Consider the following 16,667-nt stretch of genomic DNA (forward strand, 5'->3'; position numbering starts at 1 on the left):
TGTAACCGGTTGGCGGTGTTCTGCGAACTCGACCACACCACCCCCTGGTCCCAAGGCGGCAAAACGTCCTACGGGAATCTGGCGTCCCTGTGTAAACGTCACCACATGTTCAAAACCGAAGGCTACTGGCACTACCAACAACCCGACCCCGGGACGATCATCGCGATCTCACCACTCGGCGAAACCTACCTCACCCGACCAGACCCACCACCAGCACCACGGCCGGAAACCCCACCGCCATTCTGAGCAGTGTCTGCCTAGATGCACCCCGCTGCTGCGGGGCGCCCCCTACTTCACTACGGCGTTCGTTACCGGCTGGCGATGATCTTCTGCAACGCTACGGTGCCGTCCGTCTTGGGAAGGAGCAGCCACGCCACGAAGTACATCGGGATGCTGATGAACGGCAGGAGGAAACTCAGGAGGATGCCGATCCGGACGTACGCGACTGGCCAGTTGAACTGCAGTGCGATGCCGGAAGCAATCCCGCCGAGCCACCCGCCCGGGGCACGCTTGATGGGTGATTTACGGAGAATATCGAAGAATTTGTCCATGATTTAGGCTAACCCGTTTCGGTAGTCAGTGGTGGTTGGATTTGCGGCCGGTCATTGAGATCAGACCGCCGACCACGAGGGCCACCCCGGTGCCGACCAGTAAACCGATCAGCACCAGACCGGTGTCCAGGTTGATGTCAACAAGTTGAGACAGCAGCACCAGAATTCCCACCGCGATCGCTATCAGCCCCCAGACCACGGTGCCGGCGCGGACTGATTTCCCGCCGTCGTTCTTGGCAGTGTACCCAGTGGTGCTCATCGCGAGATGCCTCCTACGTTTTCAAGTTCGGTTTGGGTGGCGGCCACCGTGGTGTGGCTCATGGCGCCGCGGATTTCGAGGATGATCCTCGGTCCGGAGGCGTCCTGGTTCAAATCGATCTGCGCGGGATGCCACATGCCGCCAGCCGTCGCTTCCTGGCCGTTATCCACGGTGCTGAGAGCTCCGAGAGCGATTGAGGAGCGCACCTCAACCGGGACGTCGTCGGGAATCAGGATGCCCACATTTCCTGCGAGGCTGTTCACTGGGACCACCAGATCTTCGTCGAGGTTGGCCAGGTTGCTGAGATCAACGGTGCCCTGACCCGCAACCACGGTGTATCCGTCGCTGGCAGGTCTCTCGGTGGTGGGACTCCAGGCGGCACTGCTGCCGATCGTGAGAGCTCCCGTGCCTAGGGTTGAGCCGGTCACCACTGCTGCCGCCATGCCGACTGCAGCCATGAAGCCGAGGAAGCCTGAGGTGCGGCCGCGGAGACCCAGCGTCACGATGCCCAATCCGAGCAGGATCAGGCCAGCGGCGATCGCAACCGGGATCGCTGAGTTGCCCAGGCTGAAAATTCCGGTGTAGTCGAGGACCAGGACGGCGCCGACGGCGATGAGTGCGCCACCCAGATAGAGAGCCAATTCGGCGCCGCTCGGCTTGGGGACCGGAGGTTTCTGCGGCACAGGCGGTCTCTGCCTGGGAGCCGGGAGCGGTGGCAGCTCACTGTACAGAGGTGGTGGGGTTAGGGTGCCCGGCGGTCGGGACGTGCCAGGTTTGTCGGTGGCGACAGTGTGAGTCGAGCTGGTGTGGGCCCCGGCGGGTGGCGCGCTTGCAGTCCCTGGGGCGTCCGTCTTCTTGTTCGACATAGTGACCACCACATAAATCCCGAAGATAACGGCGCCGATCCAGAAGATGGTCCAGAAAAATGCACCACCACCACCGTCGTCGACGAAGAACGGAAAGTTGGGGCGGCCGATTCCCACAACCGTCAGGATCAGGGCGCCGGTCATGCCTGAGGTCCAGCTGCCCCGCGCCGCGGATTCGAGGTGGATGCGTCCGTCTGGTTCGGGCAGCAGCGCCCACGCGAGGCCGTACAGCAGGACTCCCACGCCGCCGAAGATTGCCAGCAGGATAAACCCGCCCCGGATGAGGACCGGGTCCAGGCCGGTCCGGACCGCGATACCGCTGGCGACCCCGCCGATCCAGCGGTCCTGACCCCTGACGATGCCAAGGCCACGAAGCCAGCCAAAGAAGTTGGTGGAGGCTGCTGGGGGTGTGTCGGCCCGAGGCGTCCCCCCGGGAGCGCTGTCTGGGTCAGGCATGCCGTTGACGGCGGGNAGGAGCCTCGCCTGCGGGCTGGTCCCGGGGGCTGAAGTCCTGACCATGTCCGGCAGCCGGCTCCACGGGATCGGGTGTTGCTTCAATCGGAGGGTTATCCGAGTGGTCGTTCGGGTCCTGATGCGAATTCATACTTCAATCCTGTCGGCAGGGGAACAGAGTTTCTATCGGGGGCTACCCTGACCTGTCCCTGAGGGGCACCTGACTTTCCCTGAATCCCGCACCAGTCGGCCCGGGATCGTGTTTGGATTGGGTCATGAGACCAGCCCTGCTTCGCTCCAACGACGCGATGATCGCCGGTGTGTGCGCGGGACTTGCCGCCCACCTCGGCATCACGATCAACGTGGCACGGATCGCCATGGTGGGCCTGGCATTTGCCGGCGGGGCAGGGATCTTCCTCTATGGCTGGTTGTGGGTGCTGGTCCCCACCCAGGAGGAACAACTCCGGCGGGCCCCCACCCCAGTGGGCCCCCGCCTCACCTTCCCGACGTCCCAGGGGGCTGCCGGTGGGGCCACCAGCAGCTTCGTAGGGAGTTCCGCAAGCCCAATGGTGAGCCCGACGGCGGATCCCTCGGCTGGGTCGCGCGGCAGCACTCAATCCCTCATCGGTAAACGCGAAGTCCTGCTCGGCACTGCACTTTTGCTGGTGGCGGCAGTGGCGATTGCCCAGCAGCTTGGCGCCAACCTGCCGCTCGACACCCTGCTGCCGGTCGGTGTGGTGGTGGCCGGGGCAGTACTGGCCTGGACCCAACTGGACGAGACACGCCGTGCTGGCCTGATGAACCGTGCCGGGGCATCGCAGGCCGGAGGCCTGGCCCGACTGGTAGCCGGCCTGCTGTTGGTGACTGTTGGAGTGCTGATCATGGTTTCCGGGTCCATCTCCTGGGAGCTCACCTGGTCAACACTGATAGCCACGGGAGCGGTGCTGGCTGGGGTCTTTCTGGTGTTGGCCCCGTGGGGGCTGAAGTTCTGGCGGGATCTTGAAACCGAAAGATCGGGGCGGGCCAGTGAAACTGAACGGGCCGAAATCGCCGCCCACCTCCATGATTCGGTGCTGCAGACCCTCGCGCTGATCCAGAACCGGGCGGGCTCCGAACAGGATGTGGTCCGGCTGGCCCGAGCGCAGGAACGTGAGTTGCGAAACTGGCTGTACGCCGATGCCACCCAGCAGTCTGGAAACCTGGCGGAGCGGATCCGCGCCCTCGCTGCCGAGATCGAGGATAGCTACGGCACTCCCATCGACGTAGTGGTTGTGGGGGACGCTGAACTCTCCGCGCGGCAGGAGATTCTGGCGCAGGCAGCCCGCGAGGCGGTGCTCAACGCCGCGAAACACGCGGGGGGCAACATTTCCGTGTACCTGGAGGCCGGCCCGACCGGATCGACGATCTTCGTCAGGGATCGGGGCAGCGGGTTCGATCCGGAGACCATTCCGGAGGATCGGATGGGGATCCGCGTCTCCCTGTATAGCCGGATGGACCGACACGGAGGTGAGGTGTCCATCCGCAGTAACTCGGAAGGCACCGAGGTTAAACTGGTGATGCCAGAAAAGGAAGCAGACGGTGCGCAGTGAATGATCCCCAGCAGCCAATCACGGTGGTCGTGGTTGATGACCACGCCATCTTCCGATCCGGTCTTCGCGCCGACCTCGACAGCCGAATCACAGTTCTTGCAGAAGCCGCCGGAGTAGCTGAAGCCATTGCTGCCATCCACGAGCACCGGCCGCAGGTGGTGCTCCTGGATGTGCACCTGCCGGGCGGTTCCGGCGGCGGCGGTGCCGAGGTTATCGCGGGCTGTACTGGCCTGCTCGCGGGGACGCGGTTCCTGGCGCTGAGCGTGTCAGACGCGGCAGAGGACGTGGTGACTGTGATCCGTGCCGGTGCCAGGGGATATGTCACCAAGACCATATCCGGCCCCGAGATTTCCGACGCCGTGTTGAGGGTTGCCTCCGGGGACGCCGTGTTCTCGCCGCGGCTGGCCGGTTTTGTCCTTGACGCCTTCGGCACCGCGGCAGTCGCCTCGGTGGATAGCGAACTGGACCGGCTTTCGGCCCGCGAACTCGAGGTGATGCGCCTCATCGCCCGCGGTTACAGCTACAAAGAGGTCGCCAAGGAGCTGTTCATCTCCATCAAGACGGTCGAAACGCACGTATCGGCGGTGCTACGGAAGCTCCAGCTGTCCTCCCGGCATGAACTCACCCGGTGGGCCGCCGAACGGCGGCTCCTCTAGCGCCCGGGCGGCTGGCCGGGAGGACACTGTGCAAACTACTGCGCCGTCGTTAATTACTGCGCCGTGGCGAGGAACTCCTGCAGGCGACCGACGCCGGTGGCGAGGTCAGCATCACCCAAGGCATAGGACAGCCGAAGGTACCCACTGGGGCCGAACGCTTCACCCGGCACCACCGCCACCTCGACCTTGTCCAGAATCAGCGCGGCCAGCTCAGCTGAGGTCGCTGGCCGAATCCCTCCCAGTTCGCGACCCAGCAGAGACCGAACGTCAGCGTAGGCATAGAAGGCGCCTTTGGGGACCGGGCACTCGATGCCGTCGATCGCGTTCAGCCCCTCCACCATCGCAATCCGCCGTCGGTCAAACGCCACCTTCATCTCGTTAACTGCTGTCAACGGGCCGGACACTGCGGCCAAGGCCGCCATCTGGGGTACGTTCGAGACATTGGACGTGGCATGGGACTGCAGGTTGGTGGCGGCCTTCACCACGTCCTTCGGCCCGATCATCCAGCCCACCCGCCAGCCGGTCATGGCGTAGGTCTTTGCGACGCCGTTGAGGATCACCATTCGGTCGCCAATTGCAGGTGACGCAGTGGCAATGGAGGTGAACGGGACGCCGTCGTACGTGAGGTGCTCGTAGATTTCGTCGGTAACTACCCACAGGTCATGCCCCGCAGCCCAATCGCCGATTTCCTTCACCTGGTCCGGGCTGTAAACCGCTCCGGTGGGGTTGGATGGGGAAACAAACAGCAGAATTTTGGTGCGCGGGGTCAGCGCAGCCTCCAACTGGTCGACGGTCACCAGGTAGCCCTGCTCGGGTCCGGCAAACACCTCCACCGGAACGCCGCCAGCCAACCGGATAGCCTCGGGGTAGGTGGTCCAGAACGGTGTGGGAACCAGAACCTCGTCTCCGGGATCGAGCAAGGTGGCGAAGGATTCATAGACGGCCTGCTTGCCACCGTTGGTGACAAGCACCTGGGCCGGATCAACCGTGTAGCCCGAGTCCCTCAGCGTCTTCTCGGCGATGGCCTGCTTCAGTTCGGGAAGCCCCCCTGCAGGCGAGTACCTGTGGAAACGGGGCTGCCGTGCCGCGTCGATCGCCGCTTCCACAATGTAGTCGGGTGTAGGAAAATCGGGTTCGCCAGCACCAAACCCAATTACCGGACGGCCGGCGGCCTTAAGCGCCTTCGCCTTGGCATCGACGGCGAGTGTCGCCGATTCAGCGATGGCGGCAATTCGCTTCGAGATCCGCCGTCGTGGCTCGTTCGGGGCGTCCTGCGTCTGGGCGTCAGGGGTGGCAGTCATGGTGTTCCCTTAGAGTTGGTGGTGCAGTGGACTGTGACGTGATTCCAGCTTAGGCCGAAGACGCCGTCCGGCCACGTTACTGTCGCACAACTCAGCCTTTTTCGGGCACTTCTAGCGGTCCAGGCGGTTCGCCGGGTCTTCCGGTTCGACGCCGGGGCGGACATTGCGTAGACTTATTCCTCGGTGTTGAAATCGCCATGATGGTTCGTGCCTGCGTTAGCGTAGTCGGATCGGCGGAATCAATCCATAGGGTAGTGGCGCAATTGGTAGCGCAGCGGTCTCCAAAACCGCAGGTTGCAGGTTCGAGTCCTGTCTGCCCTGCGCATTCGACGTAGCAAGAGAGTCCTCACGGACTACAGAAACCGACACAAATGGAAGAGGTTGAAGGTGACCGAAACGGCTGCGGGCAGCCCCCAGGGTGGCCCTTCCGAGAAGAACACTCCCAAGCGGGGTTTCTTCGGCCGAATCATCCTCTTCGTGCGGCAGGTTGTCTCTGAGCTCAAGAAGGTAGTTGTACCGACCCGCAGGGAACTCGTGCGGTACACCATCACCGTGATGGTCTTCGTGATCATCATGATGCTGATTGTGACCGCCCTGGACTTCCTGTTCGGGACGGCTGCGGTATGGGTCTTCGGCGGCGCATAGCGAGACCCGCGCGGTAATGCAGTAAACAAGCTGAAGAATTTTAGAAAGCAGGCAGCTAGGTGTCCGAGCAAGAACTCGAACGGCAGATCACTTCTGTTGAGGATGATCTGGAGAACGAGGATCAGGTAGCTGATTCCGGAGTCGAAGCGACCCCGGCTGACAGCGATGCCTCGGCCGACGGCGAGACCGAGTCCCCAGTGGAACCTTTCGAAGGCGAAACTGAAGAATCCACCGAGACCGCAGAATCCACCGATGTCGAAACCGACGTCGATGATTCCGAGCCGGCCGCCGACGAGGATGCCGCTCCGGCGGAAGATCCGGTGGCACTTTTCAAGGCGCAGCTCCGCCGGCAGGAGGGTGACTGGTATGTCATCCACTCCTATGCGGGTTACGAGAACCGCGTGAAAGCGAACCTCGAGACTCGTATCCAGACCCTGGACATGGAAGAGCACATCTTCGAAATCCAGGTGCCGATGGAGGAAGTGGTGGAGATCAAGAACACCACCCGCAAAATCGTCAACCGGGTCCGTATTCCCGGTTACGTGCTCGTCCGCATGGACCTCACCGACGCATCGTGGGGTGCCGTCCGGCACACCCCGGGAGTCACCGGCTTTGTGGGTAACGCCCACAACCCGGTGCCACTGAGCCTCGGTGAAGTGTTCTCCATGCTCGAGCACACAGTGGTCCACACCGATCCTGAATCGGGCAAGCCAGCGAAGAACCAGCTCACCCCAGCGACGGTCAACTTCGAAGTAGGCGAGCCGGTCACGGTCAACGAGGGCCCATTCGAGACCCTGCAGGCGACAATTTCCGAGATCAAACCGGAGTCCCAGCAGCTGGTTGTTCTGGTATCGATCTTCGAGCGCGAAACCCCGGTGACGCTCTCGTTCAGCCAGGTCACCAAGCTGCAGTAATCAAGCTTCGTACCGCCCGGGCCGGCTTAGCCCAGGTGGTGCGGTAGGTCATCACGCCATGGTGACCAACAACCCATGGGACGCTCCTGTCCTGTGGACGTAATGTGAAAGAAGGACCCTTCATGGCCCCCAAGAAAAAGGTCACCGGCCTGATCAAGTTGCAGATCAATGCGGGCGCCGCTAACCCGGCACCACCCATTGGTCCAGCACTTGGCCAGCACGGCGTCAACATCATGGAATTCTGCAAGGCGTACAACGCTGCAACAGAATCCCAGCGCGGAAACGTCATCCCCGTTGAAATCACCGTGTATGAGGATCGCTCATTCACGTTCATCACCAAGACCCCTCCAGCTGCCGAGCTCATCAAGAAGGCTGCCGGAGTTGCCAAGGGTTCCGCAACGCCGCACACCGTCAAGGTTGCCAAGCTGAGCAAGGACCAGGTCAACGAGATCGCCACCATGAAAATGGAAGACCTCAACGCCAACGATGTCGAGGCAGCAGCCAAGATCATCGCCGGTACCGCCCGCTCAATGGGTATCACGGTAGAAGGCTAAAGCCTTTCACCCACCGCTCGGCGAAGCGATTCACCGTGCACCTCACAAAGAAAACGTAGACGCGAGAACCGCCAACTTGGCGGAATCGAGCGTCGGAGTGTGGCAGGGCCCGCGCGGTCCGCAGACCACAACTGCATAAGGAGAAAAAGCAGATGGCAAAGCGCAGCAAAGCATATAAGGCGGCCGAAGCCAAGATCGAGGCAGACAAGCAGTACGCCCCGCTCGAGGCAGTAGTTCTGGCCAAGGAAACCAACCCCTCAACCTTCGACGCCACCGTCGAGGTAGCGTTCCGGTTGGGTGTTGACCCTCGCAAGGCTGACCAGATGGTCCGCGGCACGGTCAACCTCCCGCACGGCACCGGCAAGACCAAGCGCGTCCTGGTCTTCGCGACGGGCGAAAAGGCAGAAGCGGCAATTGCTGCAGGCGCCGACTTCGTTGGTTCCGACGACATGATCGAGAAGGTTGCAGCCGGCTGGGTCGATTTCGACGCCGCCGTCGCCACCCCTGACCTCATGGGAAAGGTTGGCCGTCTGGGTAAGGTGCTGGGTCCCCGTAACCTGATGCCAAACCCGAAGACCGGCACCGTAACCGCCGACGTCACGAAGGCTGTTACAGACATCAAGGGTGGCAAGATCGACTTCCGCGTCGACAAGCACTCCAACCTGCACTTCATCATCGGCAAAGTGTCGTTCGATGTGCAGAAGCTCGCCGAGAACTACGCGGTCGCTCTGGAAGAGGTGCTTCGTTTGAAGCCTTCAGCTTCCAAGGGTCGCTACATCCAGAAGGCCACGGTATCCACTACCTTCGGTCCAGGCATCACCGTTGACCCAAGCGTCACCAAGGTTCTGGCCGACGCCTAGGCAGTTCGAACGCCGTCGGGCACAGTTTCTGAGCTAGACAGCCGAAGGGACGCAGCATAACGCTGCGTCCCTTCGTCGTTTAACCGTCGATTTCAGTCGGTTTGGAATTAGTGATTGGCAGTTCTCAATCACTCGGTTAGACTTCCGATATGAAAACCACTGCCACCACCATTGAAGTCCTTACCCGACCGGCGTCGCTCGACCATGCCGGCGGAGCCGACTTCGTCGCGGCAGCTGAGTTAAGCAACCTGGTTGAGCGGGTCCTCTGGGGCAACGACGACCACTACTACAGTCCACAGGCGCGGTACGAGTCCTCACAGCCGAACGACTACGAGGAACGTGTGATGTTCGTGGCGCGCGACGGCGTCGTCGTCGTCGGGAAAGCCGTCATCGACATTCCCCTCATCGATAACCTTGGCACGTGCTACGTCTTCGTCGCAGTCCATCCTGACTACCGCAGACAGGGCATCGGCGCGCGGCTCTACCGTGCCCTGGAAGATCACGCGCGGGAGATCGGCAGAACGATCATCATGGCCTGGACCGACGAGCCCGCCGGATTCGATGCCAGTCCAGTCAACGTGCTGGTCCCGGCGACGGGTGCGGGAGCCTTCCCGCGGCACTGTGCGACGACGGCGCTTGCCCTCCGTAACGGGTTCCAGCTGGCGCAGATCGATCGGTGTAGCGTCTTGCTCCTGGACAGGTCACTTCCGCGGGCCGACGCGCTGGCCCGGACCGCCCAGAAGACAGCAGGTCAGGATTACGAGCTGGTGCAGTGGCGGGACCGCTGCCCCGAAGACCTCGTGGAGCAATACGCCCTGCTGCGCCAGACGATGAGCACGGACGTGCCGATGGGGGATCTGGACTGGGAAGAGGAAGTCTGGGATGCCGCACGGATCAGGGAGGGCGAAGACCGCCTGCTTCGCTCCGGTGGCCATTCGCTGGTCCGGGCGGTCCGGCATTGTCCTACCGGACTGCTCGCAGGCCACACCATCCTGGAGTACCAGCCGGAGAAGCCGGAAGTGGTGTCCCAGGACGACACCCTGGTGTTGCGTAACCATCGAGGGCATCGACTCGGTATGTGGTTGAAGGCAGCGAATTTGCTGTCCGCACCCTCCGTCTGGCCCGAGGCGCAGCGGGTCTACACCTGGAACGCCGAGGAAAATGCGCACATGCTCGCGGTGAACGTGGAACTGGGTTTCGTGCCCGCGGGGTACACCGCCGCCTGGCAAAAGAAGGGTTGACGCTAAGGACAAAAGTGGCTGCCCCGCGTCCGGCGGCGCAGGAAAGTGGCTGGCCTGCGGAAAAGTGGTGGCCCGACCGTTGTCCTGCGGGTGGGCCACTTTTCCGTGAGAGGGCTGGCCATCCCGCGTCCCAGACCGGGGCGGAAACTCCGCGAGGGGCCAGGATTTGGTTACCCTCTGACCGGTGACGTACCCTTGAAGAACCAAAGACCGTCGGTCGATGCGTACCCCACCCTTTATCCACAGGTTTCCTGTGGTTTGCGGGCCGGGGCATGTGTCTGAAGGTTCCCGTCAAGGGCGGCCAGCGCAGGTGAACGAAGCTCCTCAGTACACACGGTAAAGCCGATGTACCGAAGCCCCGTGCATCTGCGCGGGGCGTTTTTTATTGGGGCAGTAAAAGCCGGCATCAATTCCCCGGAAGGAGGGTTATGGCAACCGCAATCAAGGTAAGCGCAGTTGAGGAAATCGTCACTGATTTCAAAGACTCAAATGCTGCAGTCCTAACCGAATACCGCGGGCTCACCGTTGCACAGCTCAAGGAACTGCGCCGTTCACTCGGCCAGGACACCAAGTACGCTGTCGTCAAAAACACCCTGACGGGCATTGCAGCCAAGGAAGCCGGCATCGACGCGTTCGATAGCCAGCTCGCCGGACCCACTGCAATCGCCTTCATCAAGGGTGACGCTATTGCAGCGGCAAAGAGCCTGACGGATTTCGCGAAGTCCAACCCACAGCTCATCATCAAGACTGGTGTTTTCGAGGGCCGAGCCCTTGACGCCGCCGGTGTAAAGGCTCTCGCTGCTCTCGAGTCGCGTGAACTTCAGCTGGCCCGCGTTGCCGGAGTGCTGCAAGCACCCATGGCAGCACTCGCCCGCACCATTGATGCATTGCGCATCAAGCAAGAGGAGGAAAGTGGAGCGCCTGCAGCAGCAGAGACGCCAGCCGCCGACGCTCCTGCTGCAGAGGAAGCAGCTGCACCAGCAGCAGCCGAGTCAGAGGCCGCTCCCGAAGCTGCCGCAGCGCCTGAAGAGAAGTAATTTTCTTCATCCACCAAACTCCGGTACCGAGCGTCGAACCCGATGCCAGGCACCACTATAGGAAGGAAGGCTCTCGCCATGGCGAAGCTCACCAACGAAGAGCTCATTGAAGCTTTCAAGGAACTGACCATTATCGAACTCTCCGAGTTCGTTACGCTGTTCGAAGAGACCTTCGACGTCACCGCAGCTGCAGTTGCAGTTGCAGGCCCCGCCGGTGGCGGCGCAGGCGAAGCTGCTGAAGAGGAGAAGGATTCCTTCGACGTTATCCTCGAAGCAGCAGGCGACAAGAAGATCGCAGTGATCAAGGAAGTACGCGCACTGACTTCCCTGGGTCTGAAGGAAGCCAAGGACGTTGTCGACAGCGCCCCGAAGGCTGTGCTGGAAGGCGCAACCAAGGAAGCTGCCGAGAAGGCCAAGGAATCCCTCGAGGCCGCTGGCGCGACGGTAACCCTGAAGTAGTCTTTTCTGGTTTACGAAAAAACCCCTGACTCATGGAGTCAGGGGTTTTTTCATGTCACGGCTCAGTCGCGGTAGAGGAGCAGGGCTTCTCCCTGCCCGCCGCCGCCGCACAATGAAACGGCCGCCTTGCCGGTACCCCGACGGGCGAGCTCGTGCGCAGCATGCAGGGCCAGGCGGGCGCCCGAGGCACCGATGGGGTGCCCCAACGCAATGGCCCCACCGTGGATGTTGGTCTTCTCCAAGGGGTAGTCCAGATCCTTGAGGGACTGGCACGCCACCGAGCCAAAGGCCTCGTTGATTTCCACGAAGTCCAGCTCCGAGGTTTGCCAGCCAGCGCGCCCCAAAGCCTGCTCAATCGCCCGCGATGGCTGCGAGTGCAACGAGTTGTCGGGTCCGGCCACCTGGCCAGGCTGCCCCACCACCGCGAGGACGGTGAGCGAATTTTCCTCGGCGTAAGCCCGCGTTGTCAGGACAAGCGCTGCTGCACCGTCTGACAGTGGTGACGAATTACCTGCTGTGATGGTGCCGGCTTGATCAAACGCTGGCCGCAGCCCTGCGAGGGACTCGACTGTCGTCGTCGGGCGAATCCCCTCATCCCGGCTCAGGACCACCGGGTCACCCTTTCGCTGGGGGACCGAAACCGGCACAATTTCGACGTCGAACACACCGGATTCCATTGCCGCCGCAGCGCGCTGATGTGAAGCGGCGGCGACGGCGTCCTGCTCGTCCCGATTGATGCCCAGGCCGGTGTTGCCGCGCTCGGTAGAGGCGCCCATCGACTCGTTGTCGAACGCGTCGGTGAGTCCGTCGTTGGCCACCGAGTCGATCGCCTGAATGTTGCCGTACGTCCAGCCCTGGCGGGATCCCGGCAGCAGGTGGGGCCCACGGGTCATGGATTCCTGGCCCCCGGCAACCACCACTGTCGCCTCCCCGCTGCGGATTAGTCGGGCTGCGTCGATGACAGCCGTCAGGCCGGAGAGGCAGACCTTGTTGATGGTGACCGTTGGGACATCCCAGCCGATCCCTGCTTTCAATGCGGTCTGCCGTGCAGGATTCTGGCCGCAGCCCGCCTGGATGACGTGGCCCATGATGACGGCCCCCACCGTGCCGGCGTCGACCCCCGCCTTGTCCAGCGCACCGGCAACCGCCAGGGCTCCCAGATCAACAGCGGTAAAGGAGGACAACTGGCCGTTCAGGCGGCCCTGAGGGGTCCGGGCACCTCCGACAATAACGACGTCGGCGGGTGACTTTTCTGCAGTGTTCATCGAGGGGAACGCTCACTTTCGTCTTTGAAGCAGTTGCAGACAAGGCTACTCCCTCCTCCCCAGCTCAGCTAGTGAGCATTAACTGAAATGGAGTGCCGGTGTCGTGACAACGAGGAAGCGAGGACCACCCCGGCCGACAGGGAGCCGGCACCGNCCGCCGGCAGCCATGTCGGCCAGCGTGTCTTCATAGCCCACATTGATCTCCTTGGTGATGTACTCGTTTCCAGCCCACTCGGCAAACTCCCACACCACACTGAGGCCCAGACCGAGCGCGAGGGTGATGATCGCGACTCCCGTTCCGGCCCGTCGGGTCGGCTCGGGCCGAGGCACGTACCGCATCCGCAACAGCAGCAGGTAGGCGATGGGCGCGATTGCCGCTGTGGCGAGCGTGTGGATGACAAGATCCCACCAGGAGATCAGCTCGTACAGATCCACTACGGCGCTCCACGCGGCCACCAGCAGAGCGAGACCGTAGACGGTATCGATCCTCGGATCAACCCGGACCATTCTCGACACGAGGACTCCACCGAGCACCAGGAAAAGTACCGCAAACTCGACCGGCCCCCACCAGAGCAGCACGACAATGACGCTGAGCAGAGCGGCCCCGCGGACCGCGTCAGCCATCACCGCCCAGGGGGTTGCCGGAGGTCGAAGTAAATCGTCGATCATGTAAAACACCCTAGTATCAAAGGCATGCTCCCTACGCTCTCAGTGGTCATTCCGTGCCGGAACGACGGCGAGCTCCTCTCGGTTTGCCTTGACGCCCTCGCCGCCCAGACCTATCAGCCGCTGGAGGTGCTCGTTGTCGACAACGGCTCCACCGACCTCACGGTCGCGATCGCTGAGGCCCACGGTGCGCTGGTGGTCACCGAGCCCCGGGTGGGCATTGGCGCGGCTGCCGCTGCCGGCTACAACCAGGCCAAGGGCGCTGTCATCGTGCGGTGCGACGCCGATTCAGTGCCCTCCGACGACTGGCTGGAGAAGATTGCCGCCCGCTTCGCCGACGACGTCGGGCTCGCGGCGCTGACCGGGCCCGGCCAGTTCTACGGTGTATCCCGGCTGCGGGCCGCCACAGCAGATTTGCTGTACATGCGGGCCTATTTCCTCTCCATGGGCGCGGCGATGGCGCGCTGGCCGCTGTTCGGTTCCAACATGGCGATACGCACCGAGGTGTGGGAGGCGGTGCAGTCCCGGGTGCATTCAACCGATCCCGAGGTGCACGACGACGTCGACCTCGCGTTTGCGCTGGATCCCGGCCACCGGACGGCGTGTGACTTTTCCTTGCGGGTCGGGATCTCACCTCGTGCGCTGGTGGGGGGAGCCGACCTGCGGCGTCGTGTCACCCGTGCTTTTCACACCATTGCATTGCACTGGAGCATCGCACCACCGTGGGAGCGCTGGGCCAATCAGCTAAGGCCGGCTACCCGACGGCGGTATCACTCAGCGGGGTAGAGCCGCGGAAGCTGGAGCGTCAGCCAGGGGCTGAAGGCCCAGGGGGTGAGACGGACCGCTTCCACGAGCTGGCGGGGTTCGACCCACTCCCACTGGCAGACCTCCGATGCCCGCGGGGAAAGCTGCCCGCTGCAACGGGCGGTGTAGACGGGGCAAATCTCGTTCTCCACCACTCCCGAAAAGTCCACTGCCCGGTACCTGAAGTCCGGCAGGGCGGGGGTCAGGTCAGTGACGGTGATTCCCAGCTCATAGTCGGCACGCCGCGCAATCGCATCCACCGTGGACTCTCCCGGACCGGGATGCCCGCAGAACGAATTGGTCCAGACGCCCGGCCACGTGCGTTTGGAGAGCGCCCGGCGGGTAACGAGAATCCGGCCGTCGGCGTCGAAGACATGGGTGGAAAAGGCGAGGTGCAGCGGAGTTGACGTGTGGTGCACCTCGGACTTCTCCTGCGTCCCGATGGGGGTGCCGTCGTCGTCCACCAGGACGACAAGTTCCGCACTGGAGCGGGGACTGCCTTCTGCTACAAACACTGTCTGACCGCTCTCTGACCTGAGTCGTTTAGCATAAAAATGTGGGGTCAGTGTTTACTTTACCTATGGACATGGAAACCTTGCTGGTTGACTCCCGCGGCTTGGAGCAGGTGGAAAGTGTCCTCGCCAAGAGCTTCGCCCGCTCGAAGGCCCGTGCCGCGACCCTTGGACCCACCTATCACCACCTGTGGGAAACCCTCGAGAACTGCGCAGCCGGTGGTAAACGATTCCGGCCGCGCATGGTCATGACAGCCTACGATTGCCTGGCGGGAACCGACCGCGCCACCGCGGCCATGGTGGCGGCGTCCTTCGAAATGCTCCACACAGCCCTGATCGTTCACGACGACGTCATCGACCGCGACTTCGTCAGGCGGGGAATCCCCAACGTTTCGGGCACATACCGTCAGCTCGCGGAAAACGCCGGTCTCGCGCCCGACGACGCAGCGCACCGTGGGCTCTCCATGGGGGTCATTGCCGGGGACCTGGCCCTCTCCAGCGCGCACCGCCTCCTTGACGGCGTCCGCACCGACCCCGCCACCCGGGAACGGCTCGGCTGGCTCCTGGACGACGCAGTGTTCGCCTCAGCAGCAGGGGAGCTACTCGACGTCGACGCCTCAACGTCCAACACGACGTCGTCCGAGGACACCCTTCAGATGGCGCGCCTGAAGACGGCGGTCTATTCCTTCGAGAGCCCGCTCAAAGCCGGCGCTGTCCTGGCTGGCGCTGATGAAACCATCATCGATTCGCTCGGTGACTTCGGCAGGGATGTGGGGATCGCCTACCAGGTTGCCGACGATATTCTCGGGGTCTTCGGTGACGAGAAAACCACCGGCAAGACCACCTGGGGAGACCTGCGGGAGGGCAAACGGACAGCACTGATCTCCTACGTTGCCCAGCGGGCCGAGTGGGAAGAGGTTTCCTCACTGATCGGATCGTCCGAGCTTTCAGCTGCCGGGGCCGAAAAGATCCGCGGCGTTCTGCGGACCTGCGGGGCCCTGGATCATGCGGTGGCTCTGGCGACCGAATATGCGCAGCGGGCGCAGGTCCATCTGGAGGCCGGCCATATCCCTGCCGAACTGCGCCAGGGTCTGAGCCCCGTGGCCACTGCCGTCCTGGCGAGGGTGCGGTAGCTTCTCATGCAGCCACGCGATGCTCTTGCCTTCTACACCGATGTGACTCACCGAACCTCGGCGGTGGTGATCAGGTCCTACTCCACCTCGTTTGGGCTGGCATCACGGCTCCTCGGCGGCGACGTCCGCCAGCACGTTGAGACTGTCTATGCCCTGGTCCGGGTCGCCGATGAAGTGGTGGACGGCGCTGCAGCCGCCGCCGGGCTCAGCCTCGATCAGACGCGCGCGGTGCTTGACGACCTGGAGCAGGAAACCGAACGGGCCATGGCCGTGGGATACAGCGCCAACCCGGTTGTGCACGCCTTTGCCAACACCGCCAGGGAAACCGGAATCGCCGCGGACCTGACCAGGCCCTTCTTCGCCTCGATGCGCGCTGACCTGGAGCGGACCGAGCACACCGCCGAATCGTTCGACGAGTACGTCTACGGGTCGGCCGAAGTAGTGGGGCTCATGTGCCTGAAGTGTTTCCTCTACCAGGAAGCCAGCCCGCGCAGCGCCGACCAGGAACGCAAGCTGGTCGACGGATCCCGCCGGCTGGGAGCTGCCTTCCAGAAGATCAACTTCCTGCGTGACCTCGCCGACGACTTCGAGGCCCTGGGGCGCAGCTACTTCCCGGGGATCAGGCCCGGCAATTTTGGGGAAGCCGACAAACACCGGCTGCTCGATGACATTGCCGCGGATCTCGCCGTCTCGGCCGACGCCCTCCGCGACCTGCCGGGTTCCAGCCGCCGCGCCGTCGCCCTAGCCCAGGGACTTTTCACCGAACTGTCCCTGCGGCTGCGCAGGACTCCCGCCGAGGAGCTCCTCACCTCACGGGTCCGGGTTCCCAATCCCGTGAAACTCCGGATCGCCGCCCAGGCACTGGCGGGCCGTGTCCCGCAGCCTGATGAAACACCCTGATG

The 16,667-nt window shown here is 63.1% G+C and carries 19 protein-coding genes and 1 tRNA gene; 14 read left to right on the top strand and 6 right to left on the bottom strand.

Annotated elements, in window-relative coordinates; genetic code table 11:
- On the top strand, positions 1-246 hold a 246-nt coding region (locus K728_RS18245), incomplete at its 5' end, for an HNH endonuclease (protein WP_035746924.1).
- Between the two features lie 62 nt (positions 247-308).
- On the opposite strand, the gene K728_RS0102850 is transcribed toward K728_RS18245, so the two are convergent.
- Genes K728_RS0102850 through K728_RS18250 form a run of 3 tightly spaced genes read right to left on the bottom strand, consistent with a single transcriptional unit; the run spans position 309 to position 2,195 of the window.
- Complete coding sequence (locus tag K728_RS0102850) at positions 309-551, bottom strand: PspC domain-containing protein (protein ID WP_019481463.1); 243 nt, start codon at positions 549-551, stop codon at positions 309-311.
- A gap of 25 nt (positions 552-576) precedes the next feature.
- Entirely contained in the window at positions 577-810 is a 234-nt protein-coding gene (locus tag K728_RS0102855) for a hypothetical protein (RefSeq protein ID WP_019481464.1), read from the bottom strand.
- Positions 807-2,195, bottom strand: coding sequence for a PspC domain-containing protein (locus K728_RS18250; RefSeq protein WP_024475779.1), 1,389 nt, complete (start codon positions 2,193-2,195; stop codon positions 807-809). The genes K728_RS0102855 and K728_RS18250 overlap by 4 nt, the downstream gene beginning before the upstream one ends.
- Before the next feature lie 209 nt (positions 2,196-2,404).
- Here K728_RS18250 and K728_RS0102865 point away from each other — a divergent pair, with 209 nt between their 5' ends.
- Together K728_RS0102865 and K728_RS0102870 are read left to right on the top strand one after the other, a co-directional pair.
- A complete protein-coding gene (locus K728_RS0102865) occupies positions 2,405-3,718 on the top strand; it encodes an ATP-binding protein (protein WP_024475780.1) in 1,314 nt (437 codons plus the stop codon).
- Positions 3,715-4,374, top strand: a complete 660-nt coding sequence (locus K728_RS0102870) for a LuxR C-terminal-related transcriptional regulator (RefSeq protein ID WP_019481467.1) — start codon at positions 3,715-3,717, stop codon at positions 4,372-4,374. The genes K728_RS0102865 and K728_RS0102870 overlap by 4 nt, the downstream gene beginning before the upstream one ends.
- Before the next feature lie 53 nt (positions 4,375-4,427).
- Here K728_RS0102870 and K728_RS0102875 read toward each other — a convergent pair whose 3' ends face one another.
- Positions 4,428-5,675 (bottom strand): pyridoxal phosphate-dependent aminotransferase, encoded by a 1,248-nt coding sequence (locus K728_RS0102875; protein WP_019481468.1) that lies wholly within the window; start codon positions 5,673-5,675, stop codon positions 4,428-4,430.
- A gap of 248 nt (positions 5,676-5,923) precedes the next feature.
- On the opposite strand from K728_RS0102875, the gene K728_RS0102880 reads away from it, so the two are divergent.
- The 8 genes from K728_RS0102880 (at position 5,924) to rplL (ending at position 11,385) form a co-directional block, all read left to right on the top strand.
- Positions 5,924-5,996: transfer RNA gene (locus K728_RS0102880), tRNA-Trp, on the top strand.
- Positions 5,997-6,062: 66 nt separating this feature from the next.
- Positions 6,063-6,320, top strand: a complete 258-nt coding sequence (secE, locus tag K728_RS0102885; protein ID WP_019481469.1) for a preprotein translocase subunit SecE — start codon at positions 6,063-6,065, stop codon at positions 6,318-6,320.
- 59 nt (positions 6,321-6,379) lie between these two features.
- Complete coding sequence (gene nusG / locus K728_RS0102890) at positions 6,380-7,234, top strand: transcription termination/antitermination protein NusG (protein WP_019481470.1); 855 nt, start codon at positions 6,380-6,382, stop codon at positions 7,232-7,234.
- A 122-nt stretch (positions 7,235-7,356) separates the two neighbouring features.
- A complete protein-coding gene (gene rplK / locus K728_RS0102895) occupies positions 7,357-7,788 on the top strand; it encodes a 50S ribosomal protein L11 (protein WP_024475782.1) in 432 nt (143 codons plus the stop codon).
- Between the two features lie 152 nt (positions 7,789-7,940).
- Positions 7,941-8,648 (top strand): 50S ribosomal protein L1, encoded by a 708-nt coding sequence (rplA, locus tag K728_RS0102900; RefSeq protein ID WP_019481472.1) that lies wholly within the window; start codon positions 7,941-7,943, stop codon positions 8,646-8,648.
- Positions 8,649-8,797: 149 nt separating this feature from the next.
- Positions 8,798-9,889 (top strand): GNAT family N-acetyltransferase, encoded by a 1,092-nt coding sequence (locus K728_RS0102905; protein WP_019481473.1) that lies wholly within the window; start codon positions 8,798-8,800, stop codon positions 9,887-9,889.
- Between the two features lie 428 nt (positions 9,890-10,317).
- The gene (gene rplJ, locus K728_RS0102910) at positions 10,318-10,926 is read left to right on the top strand and encodes a 50S ribosomal protein L10 (RefSeq protein WP_019481474.1); all 609 of its coding nucleotides are present in this window, start codon (positions 10,318-10,320) and stop codon (positions 10,924-10,926) included.
- Positions 10,927-11,004: 78 nt separating this feature from the next.
- Positions 11,005-11,385: a 50S ribosomal protein L7/L12 gene (rplL, locus tag K728_RS0102915; protein WP_019481475.1), complete on the top strand. Its 381-nt coding sequence runs from the start codon at positions 11,005-11,007 to the stop codon at positions 11,383-11,385.
- 62 nt (positions 11,386-11,447) lie between these two features.
- On the opposite strand, the gene K728_RS0102920 is transcribed toward rplL, so the two are convergent.
- Positions 11,448-12,650, bottom strand: coding sequence for an acetyl-CoA C-acetyltransferase (locus tag K728_RS0102920; protein WP_019481476.1), 1,203 nt, complete (start codon positions 12,648-12,650; stop codon positions 11,448-11,450).
- A gap of 693 nt (positions 12,651-13,343) precedes the next feature.
- Between K728_RS0102920 and K728_RS0102930 the strand changes: the two genes are divergently transcribed.
- Positions 13,344-14,102: a glycosyltransferase family 2 protein gene (locus K728_RS0102930; RefSeq protein ID WP_024475784.1), complete on the top strand. Its 759-nt coding sequence runs from the start codon at positions 13,344-13,346 to the stop codon at positions 14,100-14,102.
- Here K728_RS0102930 and idi read toward each other — a convergent pair.
- Positions 14,087-14,635: an isopentenyl-diphosphate Delta-isomerase gene (gene idi / locus K728_RS0102935; protein ID WP_024475785.1), complete on the bottom strand. Its 549-nt coding sequence runs from the start codon at positions 14,633-14,635 to the stop codon at positions 14,087-14,089. The genes K728_RS0102930 and idi overlap by 16 nt on opposite strands.
- Before the next feature lie 50 nt (positions 14,636-14,685).
- Here idi and K728_RS0102940 point away from each other — a divergent pair, with 50 nt between their 5' ends.
- A complete protein-coding gene (locus K728_RS0102940; protein WP_443110910.1) occupies positions 14,686-15,765 on the top strand; it encodes a polyprenyl synthetase family protein in 1,080 nt (359 codons plus the stop codon).
- 6 nt (positions 15,766-15,771) lie between these two features.
- The gene (locus K728_RS0102945) at positions 15,772-16,665 is read left to right on the top strand and encodes a phytoene/squalene synthase family protein (RefSeq protein ID WP_024475787.1); all 894 of its coding nucleotides are present in this window, start codon (positions 15,772-15,774) and stop codon (positions 16,663-16,665) included.
- Positions 16,666-16,667 lie beyond the last annotated feature (2 nt).

This window comes from Arthrobacter sp. CAL618 (genome assembly GCF_000468215.1).
Taxonomy (GTDB): domain Bacteria; phylum Actinomycetota; class Actinomycetes; order Actinomycetales; family Micrococcaceae; genus Arthrobacter_D.

What these genes read in the sequence shown, in the direction of transcription:
- K728_RS0102850 (WP_019481463.1), bottom strand. Translation starts at nt 551, where the DNA reads ATGGACAAATTCTTCGATATTCTCCGTAAATCACCCATCAAGCGTGCC.
- K728_RS0102855 (WP_019481464.1), bottom strand. Translation starts at nt 810, where the DNA reads ATGAGCACCACTGGGTACACTGCCAAGAACGACGGCGGGAAATCAGTC.
- K728_RS0102865 (WP_024475780.1), top strand. Translation starts at nt 2,405, where the DNA reads ATGAGACCAGCCCTGCTTCGCTCCAACGACGCGATGATCGCCGGTGTG.
- K728_RS0102875 (WP_019481468.1), bottom strand. Translation starts at nt 5,675, where the DNA reads ATGACTGCCACCCCTGACGCCCAGACGCAGGACGCCCCGAACGAGCCA.
- rplK (WP_024475782.1), top strand. Translation starts at nt 7,357, where the DNA reads ATGGCCCCCAAGAAAAAGGTCACCGGCCTGATCAAGTTGCAGATCAAT.
- rplA (WP_019481472.1), top strand. Translation starts at nt 7,941, where the DNA reads ATGGCAAAGCGCAGCAAAGCATATAAGGCGGCCGAAGCCAAGATCGAG.
- K728_RS0102905 (WP_019481473.1), top strand. Translation starts at nt 8,798, where the DNA reads ATGAAAACCACTGCCACCACCATTGAAGTCCTTACCCGACCGGCGTCG.
- rplJ (WP_019481474.1), top strand. Translation starts at nt 10,318, where the DNA reads ATGGCAACCGCAATCAAGGTAAGCGCAGTTGAGGAAATCGTCACTGAT.
- rplL (WP_019481475.1), top strand. Translation starts at nt 11,005, where the DNA reads ATGGCGAAGCTCACCAACGAAGAGCTCATTGAAGCTTTCAAGGAACTG.
- K728_RS0102920 (WP_019481476.1), bottom strand. Translation starts at nt 12,650, where the DNA reads ATGAACACTGCAGAAAAGTCACCCGCCGACGTCGTTATTGTCGGAGGT.
- K728_RS0102930 (WP_024475784.1), top strand. Translation starts at nt 13,344, where the DNA reads ATGCTCCCTACGCTCTCAGTGGTCATTCCGTGCCGGAACGACGGCGAG.
- K728_RS0102945 (WP_024475787.1), top strand. Translation starts at nt 15,772, where the DNA reads ATGCAGCCACGCGATGCTCTTGCCTTCTACACCGATGTGACTCACCGA.